Here is a 17,220-nt window from a genome sequence, read left to right as displayed (position 1 = left end):
CCGCTCCGGCGGGCCTACGCGACGGCGCGGAACGGGTCGTGCTCGGCCAGCAGCTTCTCCATCCGCGCCTGGTCGACCCGGTTGACCACGGTCAGGCTGTCCTGCCGGTCCCGGACGCACTTCGCCAGGGTGAACGCCGAGGTGATCGCGTACAGCACGGCGATGGCGAGGAACGCCTTCACCCACCCGTCGACGGGCAGGTAGACGGTTCCGACGACGACGGCCGCGAGCGACACGCCGAAGGACAGCATCGCCTGCGTGTGGAACGCGGCGGTGGTGGCCGGGGTGGTGTTCGGAGCGCTGGTGTTCGACATGGCAGGAAGTGTGACGAGCCGGCGCAGGCGGCGACGCCGCAGAACTACGCAGGTAGGCTGGCCCGGTAGTCGTCGACGCCGCGCGGGAGAGCCCCGGGGAACGAGCCCGGGCGCCGAAGGAGCAACCCCTTCCCGGAATCTCTCAGGCACACGGACCGCGCGGTCGAGGCGCCTCTGGAAAGCGACGGGCCGCACACGCACGCGGGGCGCCCGTCCGCCGACGGGGAAAGCCGGAAGCCTCCGGTGAATCTCTCAGGCGCCCGGTCTCCGGGTACGGACAGAGGGGAAGGGGCCAGTCGCCCTGCCCCGATCCGCCCGACGACCTCCGGAGGCGCCGTGAGCCCGACGTCCGAGCACCGTCCCACCCTCGCCGAGCTGGAGCGGGGGCTCCCGTTCGCCGAGCGCCACATCGGGCCCCGCCCCGATGACCTGGCCCGGATGCTGGAGGTGCTGGGCGTCGACTCCCTCGACGCGCTCGCCGCCCGCGCGCTGCCCGACACCATCCGCGACGACGCACCGGTCGGTGCCTCGCTGCCCGCGCCGGTCGGCGAGGCCGAGATGCTGGCCGAGCTGCGCGAGCTGGCCGGGCGCAACACCGTCACCGTCCCGATGATCGGCTACGGGTACCACGGCACCCGGACCCCGTCGGTGATCCGCCGGAACGTGCTGGAGAACCCGGCCTGGTACACCGCGTACACGCCGTACCAGCCCGAGATCAGCCAGGGCAGGCTCGAGGCCCTGCTGACCTTCCAGACGATGGTGTCCGACCTGACCGGGCTCCCGGTCGCCGGCGCCTCGTTGCTCGACGAGGCCACCGCCGCCGCCGAGGCGATGACGCTGCTGCGCCGGGCCAACCGCTCGACGAGCCCGCGGTTCGTCGTCGACGCCGACACCGTGGCCCAGACCGTGGACGTGCTGCGCACCCGCGCCGAGCCGCTCGGCATCGAGCTGGTCGTCGCCGACCTCGGCGACGGCGTGCTGCCCGAGGGCGAGTTCTTCGGGATGCTGCTGTCCTACCCGGGCGCGTCGGGCCGGGTCGCCGACCCGTCGGCGCTGGTCGAGGCCGCGCACGGGTGCGGGGCACTCGTCGCCGTCGCGGCGGACCTGCTGGCCCTGACCCTGCTCACCCCGCCCGGGGAGTTCGGCGCGGACGCCGCGGTCGGGTCCACCCAGCGCTTCGGGGTGCCGCTCGGCTTCGGCGGCCCGCACGCGGGTTACCTCTCGGTCGGGCAGCGCCACGCCCGTCAGCTGCCGGGACGCCTGGTCGGGGTCTCCCGCGACGCCGACGGCCACTACGCCCTGCGGCTGGCGCTGCAGACCCGCGAGCAGCACATCCGCCGGGAGAAGGCCACCTCCAACATCTGCACCGCGCAGGTCCTGCTCGCGGTCATGGCCGCCTGCTACGGGGTGCACCACGGCCCGGACGGGCTGCGCGACATCGCCACCCGCACCCACCGGATGGCCGCGGTGCTCGCCGCAGGTCTGCGATCGGGCGGGGTGGAGATCGTCCACGACGCGTTCTTCGACTCCGTGCTCGCCCGCGTCCCCGGCCGCGCCGACGCCGTCGTCGCCGCCGCGCACGACGCCGGGATCGCGCTGCGCCGCGCCTCGGACGACGAGGTCGGCGTCGCCACCTCGGAGATCACCACCGTGGCGCACCTGCACGCGGTGTGGGCGGCGTTCGGCGTCACCGGGGTGGACGTGGCCGCGCTCGACGAGGACACCGCCGACGCGCTGCCCGCGGGCCTGCGCCGCGCGAGCGAGTACCTCACGCACCCGACGTTCCACGAGTTCCGGTCCGAGACCGCGCTGATGCGCTGGCTGCGCCGCCTCGCCGACGCCGACCTCGCGCTGGACCGCACGATGATCCCCCTGGGCTCGTGCACCATGAAGCTCAACGCCGCCGCCGAGATGGAGGCGGTGACCTGGCCGCAGTTCGCCGACCTGCACCCGCTCGCGCCGGAGTCCGACACCGCCGGCACCCGGGAGATGATCGACCAGCTGGAGACCTGGCTGGCCGACCTCACCGGCTACGCCGCGGTGTCGCTGCAGCCCAACGCGGGCAGCCAGGGCGAGCTCGCCGGGCTGCTCGCCATCGCCGCGTACCACCGCAGCCGCGGGGCGACCGACCGCGACGTCTGCCTGATCCCGGCCTCCGCGCACGGCACCAACGCCGCCTCGGCGATCATGGCCGGGCTGCGGGTGGTCGTCGTCGGGACCGCACCGGGTGGCGACGTCGACCTCGACGACCTGCACGCGAAGATCGCCGAGCACGGCGACCGGCTCGCCGCGCTGATGATCACCTACCCGTCGACGCACGGCGTCTACGAGGCCGGGGTCCGCGACGTGTGCGCCGCGGTGCACGACGCCGGCGGCCAGGTCTACGTCGACGGCGCCAACCTCAACGCGCTCGTCGGGGTCGCCCGCCCGGGGGCCTTCGGCGGCGACGTCAGCCACCTCAACCTGCACAAGACCTTCTGCATCCCGCACGGCGGCGGCGGGCCCGGCGTCGGCCCGGTCGCGGTGGCCGAGCACCTGGCGCCGTTCCTGCCCGGGCGCACGCCCCGGTCCGACGGCGGCGTCGGCCCGGTGTCGGCCGCCCGCCACGGCTCGCCCGGCGTCCTGCCGATCTCCTGGGCCTACCTGCGGATGATGGGCCTGGACGGGATGCGCCGCGCCACGCTCACCGCGGTGGCGGCCGCCAACTACGTCGCCACCCGGCTGCGGGAGCACTTCCCGGTGCTCTACGCGGGCGCCGACGGCACGGTCGCCCACGAGTGCATCCTCGACCTGCGCACGCTGACCAAGGAGACCGGGGTGACCGTCGACGACGTCGCCAAGCGGCTCATCGACCACGGCATCCACGCCCCGACCATGTCCTTCCCGGTGGCCGGGACGCTGATGGTCGAGCCCACCGAGTCCGAGGACCTCGCGGAGATCGAGCGGTTCGTCGCCGCGATGGTGTCCATCCGCGGCGAGATCGACCGGGTCGCCGCGGGGGAGTGGCCCGCCGAGGACAACCCGCTGCGGAACGCCCCGCACACCGCGGCCTGCCTGGCCGACGACAAGTGGGACCACCCGTACCCGCGGGAGCTGGCCGCGTACCCGACCGGGGTCACCCCGGGGGTGCACGACCGCAAGGTGTGGCCTCCGGTGCGCCGGATCGACGGCGCCCACGGCGACCGGAACCTGGTCTGCTCCTGCCCGCCGCCGGACGCCTTCGCCTGAGCCGGCACCGGCCCGCCGGGCGAATGTCCGGACAGGGCGGGGATCATGGTGGCGTGTCACGCCGACCGAGTGAGCGCCTCCGGGTCCCCGCCCCCGTCCTGCGGACGCGCGTCGGGTCGAAGCGGGCCGCCACCGACCAGCCCAACGTCACCGGCGACGGCGCGTCGCCGCTGACCGTCCGGTTCTGGCTGCTGCTCGTCGTGACCGGGGTCGCCGCCGGGCTGTCCGGGATCGTCCTGATGGCACTGCTGCACGCGGTGTCGGAGCGGGCCTGGGGGTCCGGGGCGGCGGAGGGGTTCCAGGCGGCGGTCGAGCGGGCCGACGCCTGGGGGCGGGTGTGGCCGCTGCTGGTGGCGGGGCTCGTCGCCGGGGTCGGCGGGTGCCTGCTGCGCCGGTTCGTGCCCGGCCGCACCGACGTCGACGACGCGATCTGGACCGGCGACGCGCGGCTCGGGGTGCGCCGCAGCACCGGCACCGCGGCGCTGTCGGAGATCGTCGTCGGGCTGGGTGCCTCGCTCGGCCGGGAGGCCGCGCCCAAGCTGATGGGCGGGGTGTGGGGCGCGGTCCTGGCCGGCTGGGGCGGGCTGTCGCTCGAGCAGCGACGGCTGCTGGTCGCCTGCGGTGCGGGCGCCGGGCTGGCCTGCGTCTACGACGTGCCGCTGGGCGGGGCGCTGTTCACCGCCGAGGTGCTCGTCGGCACCGTACGGCTGCCGGTGGTGCTGCCCGCGCTGGCCTGCACCGCGACCGCCACCGTCGTCGCCTGGCTGTACCTGCCCGCCGGGCCGGTCTACCCGGGCCTCCCGGTCCCGGCGACGACGCCGTCGCTGCTGGTGTGGGCGGTGCCCGCGGGCGTGCTGATCGGGGTGCTCGCGACCGGCTGGGTCCGGCTGATCGGGTTCGTGTCGCACCACGGGCCTTGGCGGACGTGGTGGCGGATCGCCGCCCCGGTCGTCGCGTTCGGGCTGCTCGGTGTGGCCGGGCTGGCGTTCCCGCAGCTCTACGGCAACGGCGCGGACCTGGCCGAGCAGGCCTTCCTGGGCGGCGGGGCGCTGCTGCTGTTCGCGGCGCTGGCCGTGCTGAAGCCGCTGGTGACGGCGATGTGCCTGGGCAGCGGCGCGTCCGGCGGACTGTTCACCCCGACGCTGTGCACCGGCGCGGTGCTCGGGGCCGCGCTGGGCGGGGCCTGGTCGGCGCTGTGGCCGGGCACCCCGGTCGGCACGTTCGCCCTGGTCGGGGCGGCCGCGATGATCGGGGCCGGGATGCAGGCGCCGCTGGCCGGCCTCGTGCTGGTGCTGGAGCTGACCGGCACCGGGTTCGGGATCGCCGTCCCGCTGGTCGCCGCGACGCTGACGGCGACCGCGGTGGCCCGGTGGCTCGACGGGTACTCGATCTACTCGGCGCGCCTGGCCGCGCAGCCCTCGGCCGACCAGACCACCTGAGGCGGGTCAGGCGGGCAGCGCGGCGCCCGGGGCGCGGTGCGGGAGCCGGTGCGCGAACCCGGTGAGCAGCCCCAGCCCGGCCAGCGCGATCAGGGCGTAGGCGACGAACCCGCCGACGCCGTCCCAGACGGTGTGCAGGGTGACCGCCAGGGCGAACACCAGCAGCGCCCGGGTTGCGGCGCGCCGGGTGCGCCGCTGCGCCGCGTACCACAGCGCCGCCGCGGTGAGCCCGGTCCAGGCCATGTGCGCGGCCGGGCTGAGCACCCCGCGCAGCAGCAGCACGTCGTCGACGGCGCCCAGGTCGCCCTGGGAGCGCACCAGCACGACGAAGCCGTAGCCCATCGTCTCCAGTGCGGCGAAGCCCGCGCCGGACGCGACGCCGACGAGCAGCCCGTCGGCGGGGTGCAGGTGCCGCGCGGTCACCACCAGGACGATCAGCGGCGCGAGGAGCTTGGCGGACTCCTCGATGAGCGCGACGCCCAGCATCGGCAGCGTGCCGAGCGAGCGCATCGCGTCGAACTCCAGCAGCCCGGCGGCGACGACGCCGACGACGCCACCGAGCAGCGCGACGAGCGCGATCGGCCCGGCACCGACCGAGTAGTCCAGCCGCCGTCCCAGCACGAACGCCACGAACGAGGCCGGCGCGACCGCGGCGCCCAGCAGGATCAGCGACGGCACGAGGTTCGGGTTCTGTGTGAGCAGCAGGACGCGGCGCACCGCCTCGAACAGCACGAACCCGACGACGAGCACGAGCACCCAGCCCCAGCGACGCATCCGCGACCTCCCTCGACGACGGCCGCGACGCTAGCGGGACCGCTCAGCCACGGGCGAGCCGGGACCGGCGGTGGGCCGCCATCCGGACCGGGGCGTCCGGCCAGCCGTGACCGTCGTGCGTGCCGGTGCGCTGCACCAGGGCGAGGAACAGCCGTCCGCCGAGCAGCTCGGTGCAGACCTGCAGGTAGTCGCCGTGCGCGTCGCGGTCGTGCAGGACCCCGAGCTCCCGGTAGGCGGCGACGGTGTCCGCGGGCAGGTCGAGCCGGGCGGCCAGGTCGTCGTGGTAGTTGGCGGGCACCGCGAGCAGCGGCACCCCGGCGGCCCGTGCCGCGGCGGCGGTGGCGAGCACGTCGTCGCAGGCCAGGGCCACGTACTGCGGGTCGGCGACGGCCGGGCTCCAGTCCCCGCGACGCAGCACCGACACGGTCAGCGCGAGCCGGAGCCGGCGCCGGGGGTCGGCGAGCGCCCGGCTGCGGACCAGCCCGAACGGGGCCGCGTACTCCCCGTCGCCGACCGGGTCCAGGCCGAGGACGGCACGGTGGAACAGCACCGCCTCGTCGAACGCGTCGTAGGGCTGGGTCAGGCCGACGTGGTCGATCCCGGTGATCCCGGTCCCGGGGGCCGGCGCCTCGTCGACGCCGACGAAGTCGTGCGGCCAGGCGGGGCCGTGCGTGGAGTCCGGGCCCGCGTCGCCGGAGGTGCGGCACAGGAACAGCGCCGTGCCGTCCGGTGCGGGGATCTCGGCGAACTCGGCCTCCCCCGGCCCGGTCGCGCGGGGGACCGGGGAGGCACAGAGCCGGGCGGCCCGGCGCGCGGAGGCGTCCGGGTCGGGGGTCTCGACGGCGATCGCCGCGACCGCACCGGACCCGGTGCCCGCCGCGTTGACGAGCAGCCGGGCACCGCCCTGCTCGAAGCGCTCCACCTGCTTGGTGCGGTGCACCCCGGTACGGCTGAACCCCAGCGCGCGCAGCACCCGGCCCAGCTCCGGGCCCGCGGTCAGCTCGACGAACGCGGTCCCGTCGAGGGACGGCGCCGCGGTGGCGACCGGGTCGGTCCCGGCACCGGCCAGCGCGGTGGCCTCGGCGAGGGCGATCAGCGAGCGGCGGGCGTCGACGGCGGTGCGGACCGGGTCGGACTGTCGGAAGACGTCGTTGAACACCTCCAGCGACAGCGGCCCGGCGTACCCGGCCGCCAGCACCGGGGCGAGGAACGCGGGCAGGTCGAACCCGCCCTGACCGGGGAACAGCCGGTGGTGACGGCTCCAGGACAGCACGTCCATCGACAGCTCCCGGGCGTCGGCGAGCTGCAGGAAGAACAGCTTCCCGCCGGGGACCTCGGCGATCGGGGCCGGGTCCGAGCCGCGGGCCAGGACGTGGAAGGAGTCCAGGCAGAGGCCGAGTGCGGGGTGGTCGGCGGCGCGCACGGCGTCCCATGAGGCGTCCCAGGTGTCGACGTGCCTGCCCCAGGCGAGCGCCTCGTAGGCGATGCGCAGCCCGCGCTCGTGGGCGCGGGCGGCGAGGGTGTGCAGCTGGGCGGCGAGCAGGTCGGCGTCGGCGGCGGGGTCGACGGCGTCGGGGGACACCGAGGAGCACACCAGCACGGTGTCGGCGCCGAGCCCCGCCATGACCTCGAAGGTCGCGTCCGCGCGGCGCAGGTTCGCCGCGAACCGGTCGGGGTCGGTCGAGTCGATGTCGCGCAGCGGCTGGTAGAGGTCCACCGACAGGCCCAGGTCGCGGCAGCGGGCTCCGATCGCCGCCGGGGACCCGGGGTCGGCGAGCAGGTCCGGCGCGAAGATCTCGACGCCGTCGAACCCGGCGGTCGCGGCGGCGGCGAGCTTGTCCTCCAGCGTGCCGGACAGGCAGACCGTGGCCAGGGACAGGCGCGCGGTCCCGGTGGCCGGGGTCGTGGTGGCCGGGGTTGCGGTGGGCACGGTTCCGGTGGGCACGGTCTCAGGCGACACGGGCGGCCTCCTGCTCGGCGGTGATCAGCTCGGCGAGGTGGGCGAGCATCCGTGCCGGGTCCGGTGCGACCCCGGTGAACAGCCGGAACGCCTCCGCGGCCTGGTGCACGGCCATTGCGCCGCCGTCGACGGTGCGGCAGCCCGCGGCGCGCGCCGCACCCAGCAGCGCGGTGTCCAGCGGCCGGTAGACGATCTCGGCGACCCACGGGCGGGTCGCGAGCAGCGCGGGGTCGAACGGCAGGCCGGGGTGCTCGGCCATCCCCACCGGTGTGGCGTGCACGAGGCCGTCGGCGCCGGGGAGCAGCGCGGCCAGCTCCGGCGACGGGTGGCCGGTGGCCTGCGCGCCCGGGGCGAGGTGCGGGGTCACCGACGCGGCGAGCGCGGCGGCGCGGTCCCCGTCGACGTCGACGACCTGCAGGACGCCGACGCCCTCGCGTGCCATGGCGTAGGCGGCCGCGGCGCCGGCGCCCCCGGCACCCAGCAGCACGACCCGGCCCGTCGCGGCGCCGGGCAGCCCGGCCCGCCAGCCGTCGCGGAACCCGGTCCAGTCGGTGTTGTGCCCGGTCATCGACCCGTCCGTGCCGATGACGACGGTGTTGACCGCGCCGATGGCGGCGGCGTCCGGGGCGAGGGCGTCGAGGTGGCCGATCACGCGCTGCTTGCAGGGATGGGTGATGTTGAGTCCCGCGTGGCCCTGGGCGCGGGCCCGGCGGAGCAGGTCGCCGACGGCGTCCGGTGCGACCCCGAGGACGTCGAGGTCGAGGCGCCGGTAGGTCAGGTCCAGGCCGTGCGCGGCGCCCTCGCGCTCGTGCAGGGCGGGCGACAGCGACGGACCGATGCCGGCGCCGATCAGCCCCGTCCGCACCCGTGTGCCGGTTCCGGTGGCGTCGGTGTCGCGCCGGGTCTCGCTGCTGCTCCGCACGGATCCCTCCTCGGATCTATGTACCGTACGGTTAGTTGTACCGGACGGCGGACGGATCGGCCAGGGGAGACGGCCGGCGATCCGTAGAGTCCGGGGACGCCGCCGGGATCCCGGCGGCGCGGACCGGCGGAGGGGGACCGCAGTGGCAGCGGCACCGGAGGACGGCGTCCGGCAGCGCGACGCCGAGCGCACCCGCACCGAGATCCTGGACGAGGCGACCGCGGAGTTCGCCGACCGGGGGCTGGCCGGGGCGCGGGTCGACGAGATCGCCGCGCGCACCCGCACCACCAAGCGGATGCTCTACTACTACTTCGGCTCGAAGCAGGGTCTCTACCTGGCCGTTCTCGAACGGGCCTACGCCGGGATCCGGGCACTGGAGCAGCAGCTGTCGGTGTCGGACCTCAACCCGGCGCGGGCGGTGCGTGCGGTCGCCGAGCTCACCTTCGACCACCACGAGGCGCACCCGGACTTCATCCGGCTGGTGGCGATCGAGAACATCCACCACGCCGAGCACCTGCGCTCCTCCCCGGTGCGCGAGGGGCTGGCCGGGCCCGCGGTCGGAGTGCTGGAACCGATCCTCGCCCGCGGCCGGGAGACCGGCATGTTCCGCGACGACGTCGACGCCTTCGACGTCCACGTGCTGATCAGCTCGTTCTGCGTGTTCCGGGTGGCCAACCGGCACACCGTCTCGGCCATCTTCGGCCGCGACCTGTTGGACCCGGCCCGCCGGGCGCACTACCGCCGCATGGTCGGTGACCTGGTGGTGGAGTACCTGACCGCCCGCGTCGGACAGGACTGACGGGACCGGCGTCCATCCGGCTCTTGACACGCGTCGCGGCGCAACTCACTATTCGGTACGTAACCAGACGGTACATAAGCGAGCGGCTCGCCGCCCGGGAGCCGTCGTCCACACCAGTGCCTGCAACGTCGCACACGCCGGGAGCCACCGTGAGCCAGCAACCGTCCGACGCGCCCACCGCGCCGCAGGCGCAACCGACACGTGCCGCCCTGGCCGCGTGGATCGGCAGCGCCCTGGAGTACTACGACTTCTTCATCTACGGCACCGCCGCGGCGCTGGTGTTCAACAAGGTGTTCTTCCCCGACTCCAGCCCGGTCGCCGGCACGCTGCTGTCGCTGGCCACCTTCGGCTTCGGCTACGTCGCCCGCCCGCTCGGTGCGGTGCTCTTCGGTCACATCGGTGACCGACTGGGGCGCAAGAAGGTGCTGGTCGCGACCCTGATGATGATGGGGGTAGCGACGCTGGCGATCGGCTTCCTGCCCACCTACGGCCAGGTCGGGGTGCTCGCCCCGGCGCTGCTGGTGACCTGCCGGCTGCTGCAGGGCCTGTCCGCGGGCGGTGAGCAGGCCGGCGCGAACTCGATGACGCTGGAGCACTCCCCGCAGGGCCGCCGCGCGTTCTTCACCAGCTTCACCCTGTCCGGCACCCAGGGCGGGCAGATCATCGCGACCGCGGTGTTCCTGCCGATCGCGCTGCTGCCCGAGGACGCGCTGCTGTCCTGGGGCTGGCGGGTGCCGTTCTGGGCGAGCGTGCTGGTGATGGTCGCCGGTGTGCTGATCCGGCGGACGCTGCACGAGACCCCGGTGTTCACCACCGAGGTCGCCGACACCGACGGCGCGCCGAAGGCGAAGGACGAGCTCCCGATCGCGGCGCTGTTCCGCGGCCACTGGCCGAACCTGCTGCGTGTCACCCTCGCCGCGACGGTGGCCTCGGTCAGCACCCTGATGACGGTGTTCGCTCTGTCGTTCGCGGTCAACACCGTCGGCCTGGAGCGCTCGACCATGCTGTGGGTCGTCGTGAGCGCCAACGTCGTCGCCCTCGCCGCCATCCCGCTGTTCGCCGTCCTGGCCGACCGGATCGGGCGGCGCCCGGTGTTCATCGCCGGAGCGCTGGGCAGCGCGGTGCTGCTCGCCGCCTACCTGTGGGCCGTGTCCACCGGGGTGTACCTGCTGGTCTTCGGCGTGGGCATCCTGCTCTCGGGGATCGTCTACAGCGCCGCCAACGGCGTGTGGCCCTCGTTCTACGGCGAGATGTTCCCGGCCAAGGTCCGCCTGACCGGTATGGCCGTCGGCACCCAGATCGGCTTCGCGTTCGGCGGGTTCGCCCCCACCATCGCCGCAGCCCTGGCCGCGAACAGCGTCAGCGGCTGGCTGCCGGTGGCCGTGTTCGGCGGTGTGATCTGCCTGGTGGCGGCGGCGTCGGCCTGGTCGGCCCGGGAGACCGCGCACCTGACCCTCGACGAGATCGAGGCCGGTTTCGAGGCCCGCGACCGGGTCCCGGCCCGCGTCTGACCCGACCGCACCCGTCCCGCAGCGGGCCCCGTGGCGTCACGCCACGGGGCCCGCCGGCGTCCCGGCCGCGGCCGCCAGCACCCCGACGACGTCGCCGGGGTCGGCGGCCCGGTCACCGCGCCACACCGCGTCGGTGCCCAGCCGCACCTGCGCCCCGGTCACCGGCAGCACGTGCACCGGCTCCCCGACGAACGCCTTGTGCGTGGCGCCGGACCCCAGTCCGACCAGTGTGAACGCCTCCCCGGCCGCCACGACGTGGGTGAGGTCGCCCGGGTTGTGGGTGTCGAGCTCGATCCGCCGGTGCACGCCGTGCCGGGCGAGCAGCTCCCCGGTGGCCCGGTAGACCGCCGGGGCCGCGTCGTAGCGGATGGACACGTACGGCAGCTCCGCCAGCTCCTCGAGGCGGACCTCGGTGCGGTCGTCGAAGCCGCGCCCGTGCCCGACGGCGACGGCGGCGGGCCGGGTGTCCACCCGCCGCACGGTCAGCCCGGGGTCCTCGGTCCCGCCGTGCAGGAACGCCAGGTCCAGCTCGCGGCGGGCGACCGCACGGGCCAGCTCCGCGCTGGTCCCGGGCCGGATCCGCACCGCCAGCTCCGGGCGGGCGGCCCGCAGCCGTTCCAGGAAGCCGTCGCGGACCGCCGCGGTCACGTCCGGCGCCATCCCCACCACGACGACCGGGTGCCCGTCCGCGGCGGCCAGCGCGCCGGGCAGCGCCTCGACCCGGGCCACGATGTCGCGGGCCCGCGGCAGCAGCGCCCGTCCGGCCGCGGTGAGCGCCATCCCGCGCGCGGACCGGGTGAACAGCGGCGCGCCGAGCTCCCGCTCCAGGTCGCGGACCCGCCGCGACAACGGCGACGCGGCCAGGTGCAGCCGGGCCGCCGCCCGGGTCAGGTTCAGCTCGTCGGCGACGGCGAGGAAGTACCGCAGATGGAACAGCTCCACGGACCGTGACCCTAGAGGTCACGCCGACCTGCATCCATCGGTCCTGGTCACCGGTCCGGCCGCCGTCCTAGCGTGACCGGCATGGCCTCCCGTCCCGTGCGCATCGCGAACGTCTCCGGCTACCTCGGCGACCGGTACACCGCCGTCGACGAGGCGATGGCCGGTGACCCGGTCGACGTCCTGATGGGCGACTACCTCGCCGAGATCACCCTCGCCGCGCTCGCCGCCGCGGCCGGGCGCGGCGGCCCCGGCTACGTCGCCTACGCCCTGGACCAGCTCACCCCGCACCTGCCCGAGATCGCCCGGCGCGGGATCCGGGTCGTCACGAACGCGGGCGGGTTCGACCCGGCCGGGATGGCGCAGGAACTGCGCGCCCGGATCGCGGCGGCCGGGCTGCCGCTGCGGGTCGCGCACGTCGCCGGGGACGGGGTGTTCGACCGGCTCGCCGACTTCCACACCGACGGCCACGGGCTGGAGCACCTCGACACCGGCGCCCCGCTCAAGGACTGGGGGTCCACCCCGATCACCGCGAACGCCTACCTCGGCGGCTTCGGGATCGCCGCGGCGCTGGCCGCCGGCGCCGACGTCGTCGTGACCGGGCGGGTCACCGACGCCTCGCTCACCGCCGGCCCGGCCGCCTGGTGGCACGGCTGGGGCCCCGACGAGTTCGACGCGCTGGCCGGCGCGGTCACCGCCGGGCACGTCATCGAGTGCGGCGCGCACGCCACCGGCGGCAACTTCTCCGGTTTCCGGTCGGTGCCCGGCATGCTGCGCCCCGGCTTCCCGATCGCCGAGGTCGCCGCCGACGGCTCCTCGGTGATCACCAAGCACGCCCGCGACGGCGGCACCGTCACCGTGGACACCGTCACCGCGCAGCTGCTCTACGAGATCCAGGGCCCCCGCTACCTGAACCCCGACGTCACCGTGCACCTCGACACCGTGCGGCTGAGCCGGGAGGGCCCGGACCGGGTCGCGATCGGCCCCGTCACCGGGTCCCCGCCGCCGCCCACGGCGAAGGTCGCGGTGTTCGCCCCGATCGGCTACGAGATCTCCACGATGCTGTTCTGCACCGCCCCGGACGTCGAGGGCAAGGTGGAGCTGCTGCGCACCCAGCTGCGCGCGGCCCTGGAGGGGCACGTCGACTCCCTGGAGGTCACCCCGCTCGGCGTCGCCGCGGTCGACCCGCCGACCCAGTGGGCGGCGACCGTCCCGATCCGGGTGATCGCGACCGCCCGCGAGAAGGAGCCGCTGCTCCGGTTCGCACCGGCCGTCGGGTCGCTGTACCTGCAGGGCTTCCCCGGCTTCCACCACGACGGGCACGCGCCACGGGCGTCCCAGCCGTGGCCGAGGATCGAGTACTGGCCCGCGCTGCTGGAGTCCGCGCTGCTCGACCACCACGCCGTCCTCGACGACGGCGGCCGGGTCGAGGTCCCGTGCGCCACGCGGACCGCCACCCCGGAGGAGACCGCGCAGCCGGTGCACCCGGAGCCGGACCTGCCCGCACCGACCGGCCCGCGCGCCGAGCTGGGCGACTACGCGTGGGCCCGGGCGGGGGACAAGGGCGGCAACGCCAACGTGGGCGTCTGGTGCCGCGACCACGCGCACTGGGAGTGGCTGCGTGCCACCCTGACCACCGAGCGGGCGGCCGCGCTGCTCCCCGAGGCCCGGGGCCGCATCGTCCGCCACGAGTTCCCGCACCTGCGCGCGGTGCACCTGGTGCTCGTCGGGCTGCTCGGTTCGGGCGGCTCGGCCAACCTGCGCGTGGACCAGATCGGCAAGTCCGTGGGCGAGTACCTGCGGGCCCGGCACGTGGAAGGACCCACCGCATGACCACCACCGGCGCCACGACCGGCGACGCCACCGCCGAGCGCATCCTCGCGAACGTCGCGTCCCCCGCCACCGACGACGCCTTCGACCCCGGCGCGGCCCTCGACGAGCTGCTGGGCTGCGTCGGGATGAGCGGCGCCGACGCCGGCGGGCGGGTCGGTTTCGTCGGCGCCGACCCGGTCGTGCCCAGCGCGCTGCGCCTCGGCGGCGGTGCGGCCGTCGCGCTCGCCGCGAAGTCGGTCGGGATGGCCGCGGTGCACCGCGACCGCGGCGGCGACGGCCAGGACGTCACCGTCGACGTGCGCCGCGCCCCGCACCGGCTGTGCCCGTTCTACGACCGCCGCTGGGAGCTGGTGAACGGCCATCCCGCCGCCAGCCCGGCGATCACCTCGCAGGCGCTCGGGTTCTCCTTCCACCGCACCCGCGACGACCGCTGGGTGATGCCGCTCAACCCGTACCCGGCACTGCGGGCCCGGGCCGAGACCTTCCTCGGGGTGCCCGAGAGCGGCGTCGCCGACGCGGTCGCCCGGTGGGACGCCGCCGAGCTGGAGGCGGCCGCGAGCGACGCCGGCATCGTCATGCCGATGGCCCGCACCCCCGCCGAGTGGCTCGCGACCGAGCAGCACGCGGCGCTGGCCGGCACCCCGCCGATCACCCTGCGCCGCATCGGCGACGCCCCGCCCGAGCCGTTCCCGCGGCGTCGTCGCGCCGACCTGCCGCTGGACGGGCTGCGCGCGCTCGGGATGGGCCACGTCATCGCCGGCGCCGGGACCGGGCGCGCGCTGGCCCTGCACGGCGCGGACGTGCTCAACATCTGGCGCCCCACGGAGTTCGAGCACGACAGCACCTACGTCACCGCGAACGTCGGCGTCCGGTCCGCCACGGTCGACCCGCACGCCGCCGACGGCGCCGCGCTGCTGCGCGGGCTGCTCGCCGACGCCGACGTGTTCTACGCCAACCGCCGCCCCGGCTACCTGGCCCGGCTCGGGCTGTCCGCCGAGGAGGCCGCCGCGGTGCGGCCCGGCATCGTGCACGCCTCGAACACCCTGCACGGGCCGGTCGGGCCGTGGGCGCACCGCGTCGGGTTCGACCAGTCCGCGGGCACCCTCGTCGGGATGATGACCCTGGAGGGCGGCTCGGCCACCGACCCGACGGTGGCGCCCCGGCTCTCACCGATCCTGGTCGTCAACGACTACATCGTGTCCTGGCTGACCGCCGCCGGGGTCGCGGCGGCACTGCGCCGCCGCGCGGTGGAGGGCGGCTCCTGGGCGGTGGAGGTGTCGCTGGCCCGGGCCGCGCTCTGGATGCTGGAGCTCGGGGTCCTCGACCTCGGCTACGCCCGCGAGGTCGCGGGCACCGGCGAGCGCCACGCCTACCCCGCCCCGGAGACGTTCACCGCGCAGACCCCGCTGGGGCACTACCAGGGGGTGACCGACCAGGTCACGATGAGCGCGACGCCGGGGGAGTACCGCACGGTGCTCGTCCCGCGCGGCTCCGGACGCCCGGAGTGGCTGGAGCGCTGAGCCGGGCGCCCGGCCGTCGGGATCCCCGGCCCGCCGTTCAGCGGTCGCGGCGCGGCGGCGGCTCCACCCGGGGGATCGGGCGGGTCACGTCGGCGTCGTCCACGGTTCGATGCACGGTCCGGTCCACGGCGCGGTGCGCGCCCGGGTCCGTGACGGGGCCCGGGACGCGGTCCATGACCCGGGTCGCGGCCCGGTCAGGGGCGTGCTCGGGGGTGTCGTCCGGGGCGGCCGGCGCCGCCGACCCGTCCACCCGCCGCTCGACGGCCATGATCGCCAGGACGACCGCGGCGCCGGCCGCGGCCGGCAGCAGCATCCACCACCAGCCCGGGTCGGGCGCCAGGGCACCGCGGGCGTCGTCCTGCCAGGGCCACAGCGCCCGCAGCGCCCCCAGCAGCACCCCGGTCATGATCACCATCAGGGTGCGGCGGTGGTGCTCCAGCAGCCAGGTCAGCACCGACACGAAGCTCGCGAGCCCCAGCACGGCGCCGAGCCCGAACACCGCGATGTAGGCCAGGTCGAGGTCGCGCACCGCGCGCAGGGTCGGCTCGTAGAGCCCGAACACCAGCAGCAGGAACGACCCGGAGAAGCCCGGCAGCACCAACGCGCACACCGCGACCGCCGCGGCCAGCCCGACCAGCGGCATCGGCGGGCGGCCGTCGCCGACGGCCGGGGGGAGCGCGCTGACCGCGAACGTCGCCACGAACGCGACGACGACCAGCGCCCACTCGCGCGGCCCGCGCAGCCGCCCGGTGATCCGCAGCGGGACCGCCACCGACGCGGCGACCATCCCCAGGAACACCGCCCGGGCGCCGACGGGGTGGTCCTCGATCAGCCCCGGGAGCACCTGCGACGCCGCCAGGACCGCCAGCACCATGCCCAGTGCGACGGGCAGCAGCAGGCCCCAGTCCAGCCGTCGCAGCTCCTCGCGGGGCGCCGCGTCACCGCCCGCCGCCCCCGGGAGCAGCCCCCGGGCCGCGGCGACGAGGTGGGCCCCCTGGGCGATCAGGCGCTCGTAGATCCCGACGACCAGGGCCATGGTCCCGCCGCTGACCCCCGGGATGGTCTCGACCACGCCGATCGCGGCCCCACGGGCCAGATGAATACCGGACATACGCGACAACACGGGACAGGACGGTACCGACCGGGCGACTGTCGGGAACGGACGGGTGAACTCTCGTTCGCATCACGAAGGATCGGGGCAACCGGTTGCGTGCCGATACGTCCGAGGAGACGTACACACCATGACGATCGGGGGACTGACATGGACGGGTACGTCCTGCACCGCACCGCCCGCTGGGCCGTGACCATCGCCGCCTGCGGCGCCGTGCTGGCCGGCTGCGGGGGCGGTGGCGACTGGCCGGCGGCCGCCGGGCCCGGCGGCGCCTCCGCCACCCCGAGTGCCGCCGCGCCGACGACGAGCGCCCCGGTGTCCGACGCCGGGGGCACCGGATCGGCCGGGGGAGCCGGGAACGGTGGCACCCACACCGGCACCGGGGGCGCCGAGGCGGGCGGCGACGAGCGCTGCCACACCTCCGAGCTCGCCGGCTCGGTCGCGGCCGACCCGGGCGGCGGCGCCGCGGGCTCGTCGTACGTGACGCTGACGCTGCGCAACCAGGGCGGCCGCACCTGCTACGTGCGGGGCTTCCCCGGCGTGTCCTACGTCGGCGGCGACGACGGCCACCAGATCGGCCCGGCCGCCGCGATGCAGGGCGGGCACGGTGACCCGGTGCGCCTCGCCCCCGGCGGGACCGCCGGTGCGACACTGCGGGTGGTGAACGTGCGCAACTTCGACGAGGCGGCCTGCCGCCCGACGGCCGTGCGCGGCCTGCGCGTCTACCCGCCCGGCGAGACCGACTCGCTGTTCGTCCCGATGGAGGGCACCGGCTGCGCCGCCACCCCGCCCGGGGACCAGCTGGTGATCCAGGCGTTCACCGCGCGCTGACCCGCGCCCGGGCCCGGTCCGCCGCGGACCGGGCCCGGC

At 75.8% G+C, this 17,220-nt stretch carries 13 protein-coding genes and 1 riboswitch; of the genes, 7 read left to right on the top strand and 6 right to left on the bottom strand.

Annotation, left to right across the window (positions count from 1 at the left end; all coding sequences use genetic code 11):
- Nucleotides 1-14: 14 nt before the first annotated feature.
- Entirely contained in the window at nucleotides 15-314 is a 300-nt protein-coding gene (locus tag ND486_RS02695; protein ID WP_062394965.1) for a YiaA/YiaB family inner membrane protein, read from the bottom strand.
- 73 nt (nucleotides 315-387) lie between these two features.
- A riboswitch (glycine riboswitch) is annotated at nucleotides 388-482 on the top strand.
- A 168-nt stretch (nucleotides 483-650) separates the two neighbouring features.
- Here ND486_RS02695 and gcvP point away from each other — a divergent pair.
- Together gcvP and ND486_RS02685 are read left to right on the top strand one after the other, a co-directional pair.
- Entirely contained in the window at nucleotides 651-3,542 is a 2,892-nt protein-coding gene (gcvP, locus tag ND486_RS02690; protein ID WP_251782610.1) for an aminomethyl-transferring glycine dehydrogenase, read from the top strand.
- 53 nt (nucleotides 3,543-3,595) lie between these two features.
- On the top strand, nucleotides 3,596-4,981 hold the full coding sequence (locus ND486_RS02685) for a chloride channel protein (RefSeq protein WP_251782609.1): 1,386 nt from the start codon (nucleotides 3,596-3,598) through the stop codon (nucleotides 4,979-4,981).
- Nucleotides 4,982-4,987: 6 nt separating this feature from the next.
- Here ND486_RS02685 and ND486_RS02680 read toward each other — a convergent pair whose 3' ends face one another.
- The 3 genes from ND486_RS02680 to ND486_RS02670 are packed head-to-tail and all read right to left on the bottom strand — an operon-like array spanning nucleotide 4,988 to nucleotide 8,637.
- On the bottom strand, nucleotides 4,988-5,755 hold the full coding sequence (locus ND486_RS02680; protein WP_251782607.1) for a PrsW family glutamic-type intramembrane protease: 768 nt from the start codon (nucleotides 5,753-5,755) through the stop codon (nucleotides 4,988-4,990).
- 43 nt (nucleotides 5,756-5,798) lie between these two features.
- A complete protein-coding gene (locus ND486_RS02675; RefSeq protein ID WP_374231370.1) occupies nucleotides 5,799-7,700 on the bottom strand; it encodes a TIM barrel protein in 1,902 nt (633 codons plus the stop codon).
- Nucleotides 7,701-7,704: 4 nt separating this feature from the next.
- Entirely contained in the window at nucleotides 7,705-8,637 is a 933-nt protein-coding gene (locus ND486_RS02670; protein ID WP_308215795.1) for a shikimate dehydrogenase, read from the bottom strand.
- Nucleotides 8,638-8,779: 142 nt separating this feature from the next.
- Here ND486_RS02670 and ND486_RS02665 point away from each other — a divergent pair, with 142 nt between their 5' ends.
- Nucleotides 8,780-9,436 carry a TetR family transcriptional regulator gene (locus ND486_RS02665; protein WP_062394969.1) on the top strand — a complete coding sequence of 219 codons (657 nt, stop codon included), beginning with the start codon at nucleotides 8,780-8,782 and terminating at the stop codon, nucleotides 9,434-9,436.
- A 149-nt stretch (nucleotides 9,437-9,585) separates the two neighbouring features.
- Nucleotides 9,586-10,947 carry an MFS transporter gene (locus ND486_RS02660; protein ID WP_251782606.1) on the top strand — a complete coding sequence of 454 codons (1,362 nt, stop codon included), beginning with the start codon at nucleotides 9,586-9,588 and terminating at the stop codon, nucleotides 10,945-10,947.
- Between the two features lie 36 nt (nucleotides 10,948-10,983).
- Here the strand turns inward: ND486_RS02660 and ND486_RS02655 are convergent, their stop codons facing one another.
- Complete coding sequence (locus tag ND486_RS02655) at nucleotides 10,984-11,889, bottom strand: LysR family transcriptional regulator (protein WP_251782604.1); 906 nt, start codon at nucleotides 11,887-11,889, stop codon at nucleotides 10,984-10,986.
- 81 nt (nucleotides 11,890-11,970) lie between these two features.
- Here ND486_RS02655 and ND486_RS02650 point away from each other — a divergent pair, with 81 nt between their 5' ends.
- Together ND486_RS02650 and ND486_RS02645 are read left to right on the top strand one after the other, a co-directional pair.
- The gene (locus tag ND486_RS02650; RefSeq protein WP_251782602.1) at nucleotides 11,971-13,719 is read left to right on the top strand and encodes an acyclic terpene utilization AtuA family protein; all 1,749 of its coding nucleotides are present in this window, start codon (nucleotides 11,971-11,973) and stop codon (nucleotides 13,717-13,719) included.
- A complete protein-coding gene (locus ND486_RS02645; RefSeq protein ID WP_251782600.1) occupies nucleotides 13,716-15,239 on the top strand; it encodes a CoA transferase in 1,524 nt (507 codons plus the stop codon). The genes ND486_RS02650 and ND486_RS02645 overlap by 4 nt, the downstream gene beginning before the upstream one ends.
- A gap of 37 nt (nucleotides 15,240-15,276) precedes the next feature.
- Here ND486_RS02645 and ND486_RS02640 read toward each other — a convergent pair whose 3' ends face one another.
- A complete protein-coding gene (locus ND486_RS02640) occupies nucleotides 15,277-16,362 on the bottom strand; it encodes a DUF368 domain-containing protein (RefSeq protein WP_251782597.1) in 1,086 nt (361 codons plus the stop codon).
- 138 nt (nucleotides 16,363-16,500) lie between these two features.
- Between ND486_RS02640 and ND486_RS02635 the strand changes: the two genes are divergently transcribed.
- Nucleotides 16,501-17,181 carry a DUF4232 domain-containing protein gene (locus ND486_RS02635; RefSeq protein ID WP_251782595.1) on the top strand — a complete coding sequence of 227 codons (681 nt, stop codon included), beginning with the start codon at nucleotides 16,501-16,503 and terminating at the stop codon, nucleotides 17,179-17,181.
- The last annotated feature ends 39 nt before the right edge of the window (nucleotides 17,182-17,220 follow it).

The organism is Pseudonocardia sp. DR1-2 (assembly GCF_023717215.1).
Classification (GTDB): domain Bacteria; phylum Actinomycetota; class Actinomycetes; order Mycobacteriales; family Pseudonocardiaceae; genus Pseudonocardia; species Pseudonocardia alni.
The sequence above is the reverse complement of the archived record's forward strand: the minus strand, read 5'-3'. Positions and strand labels throughout refer to the sequence as shown.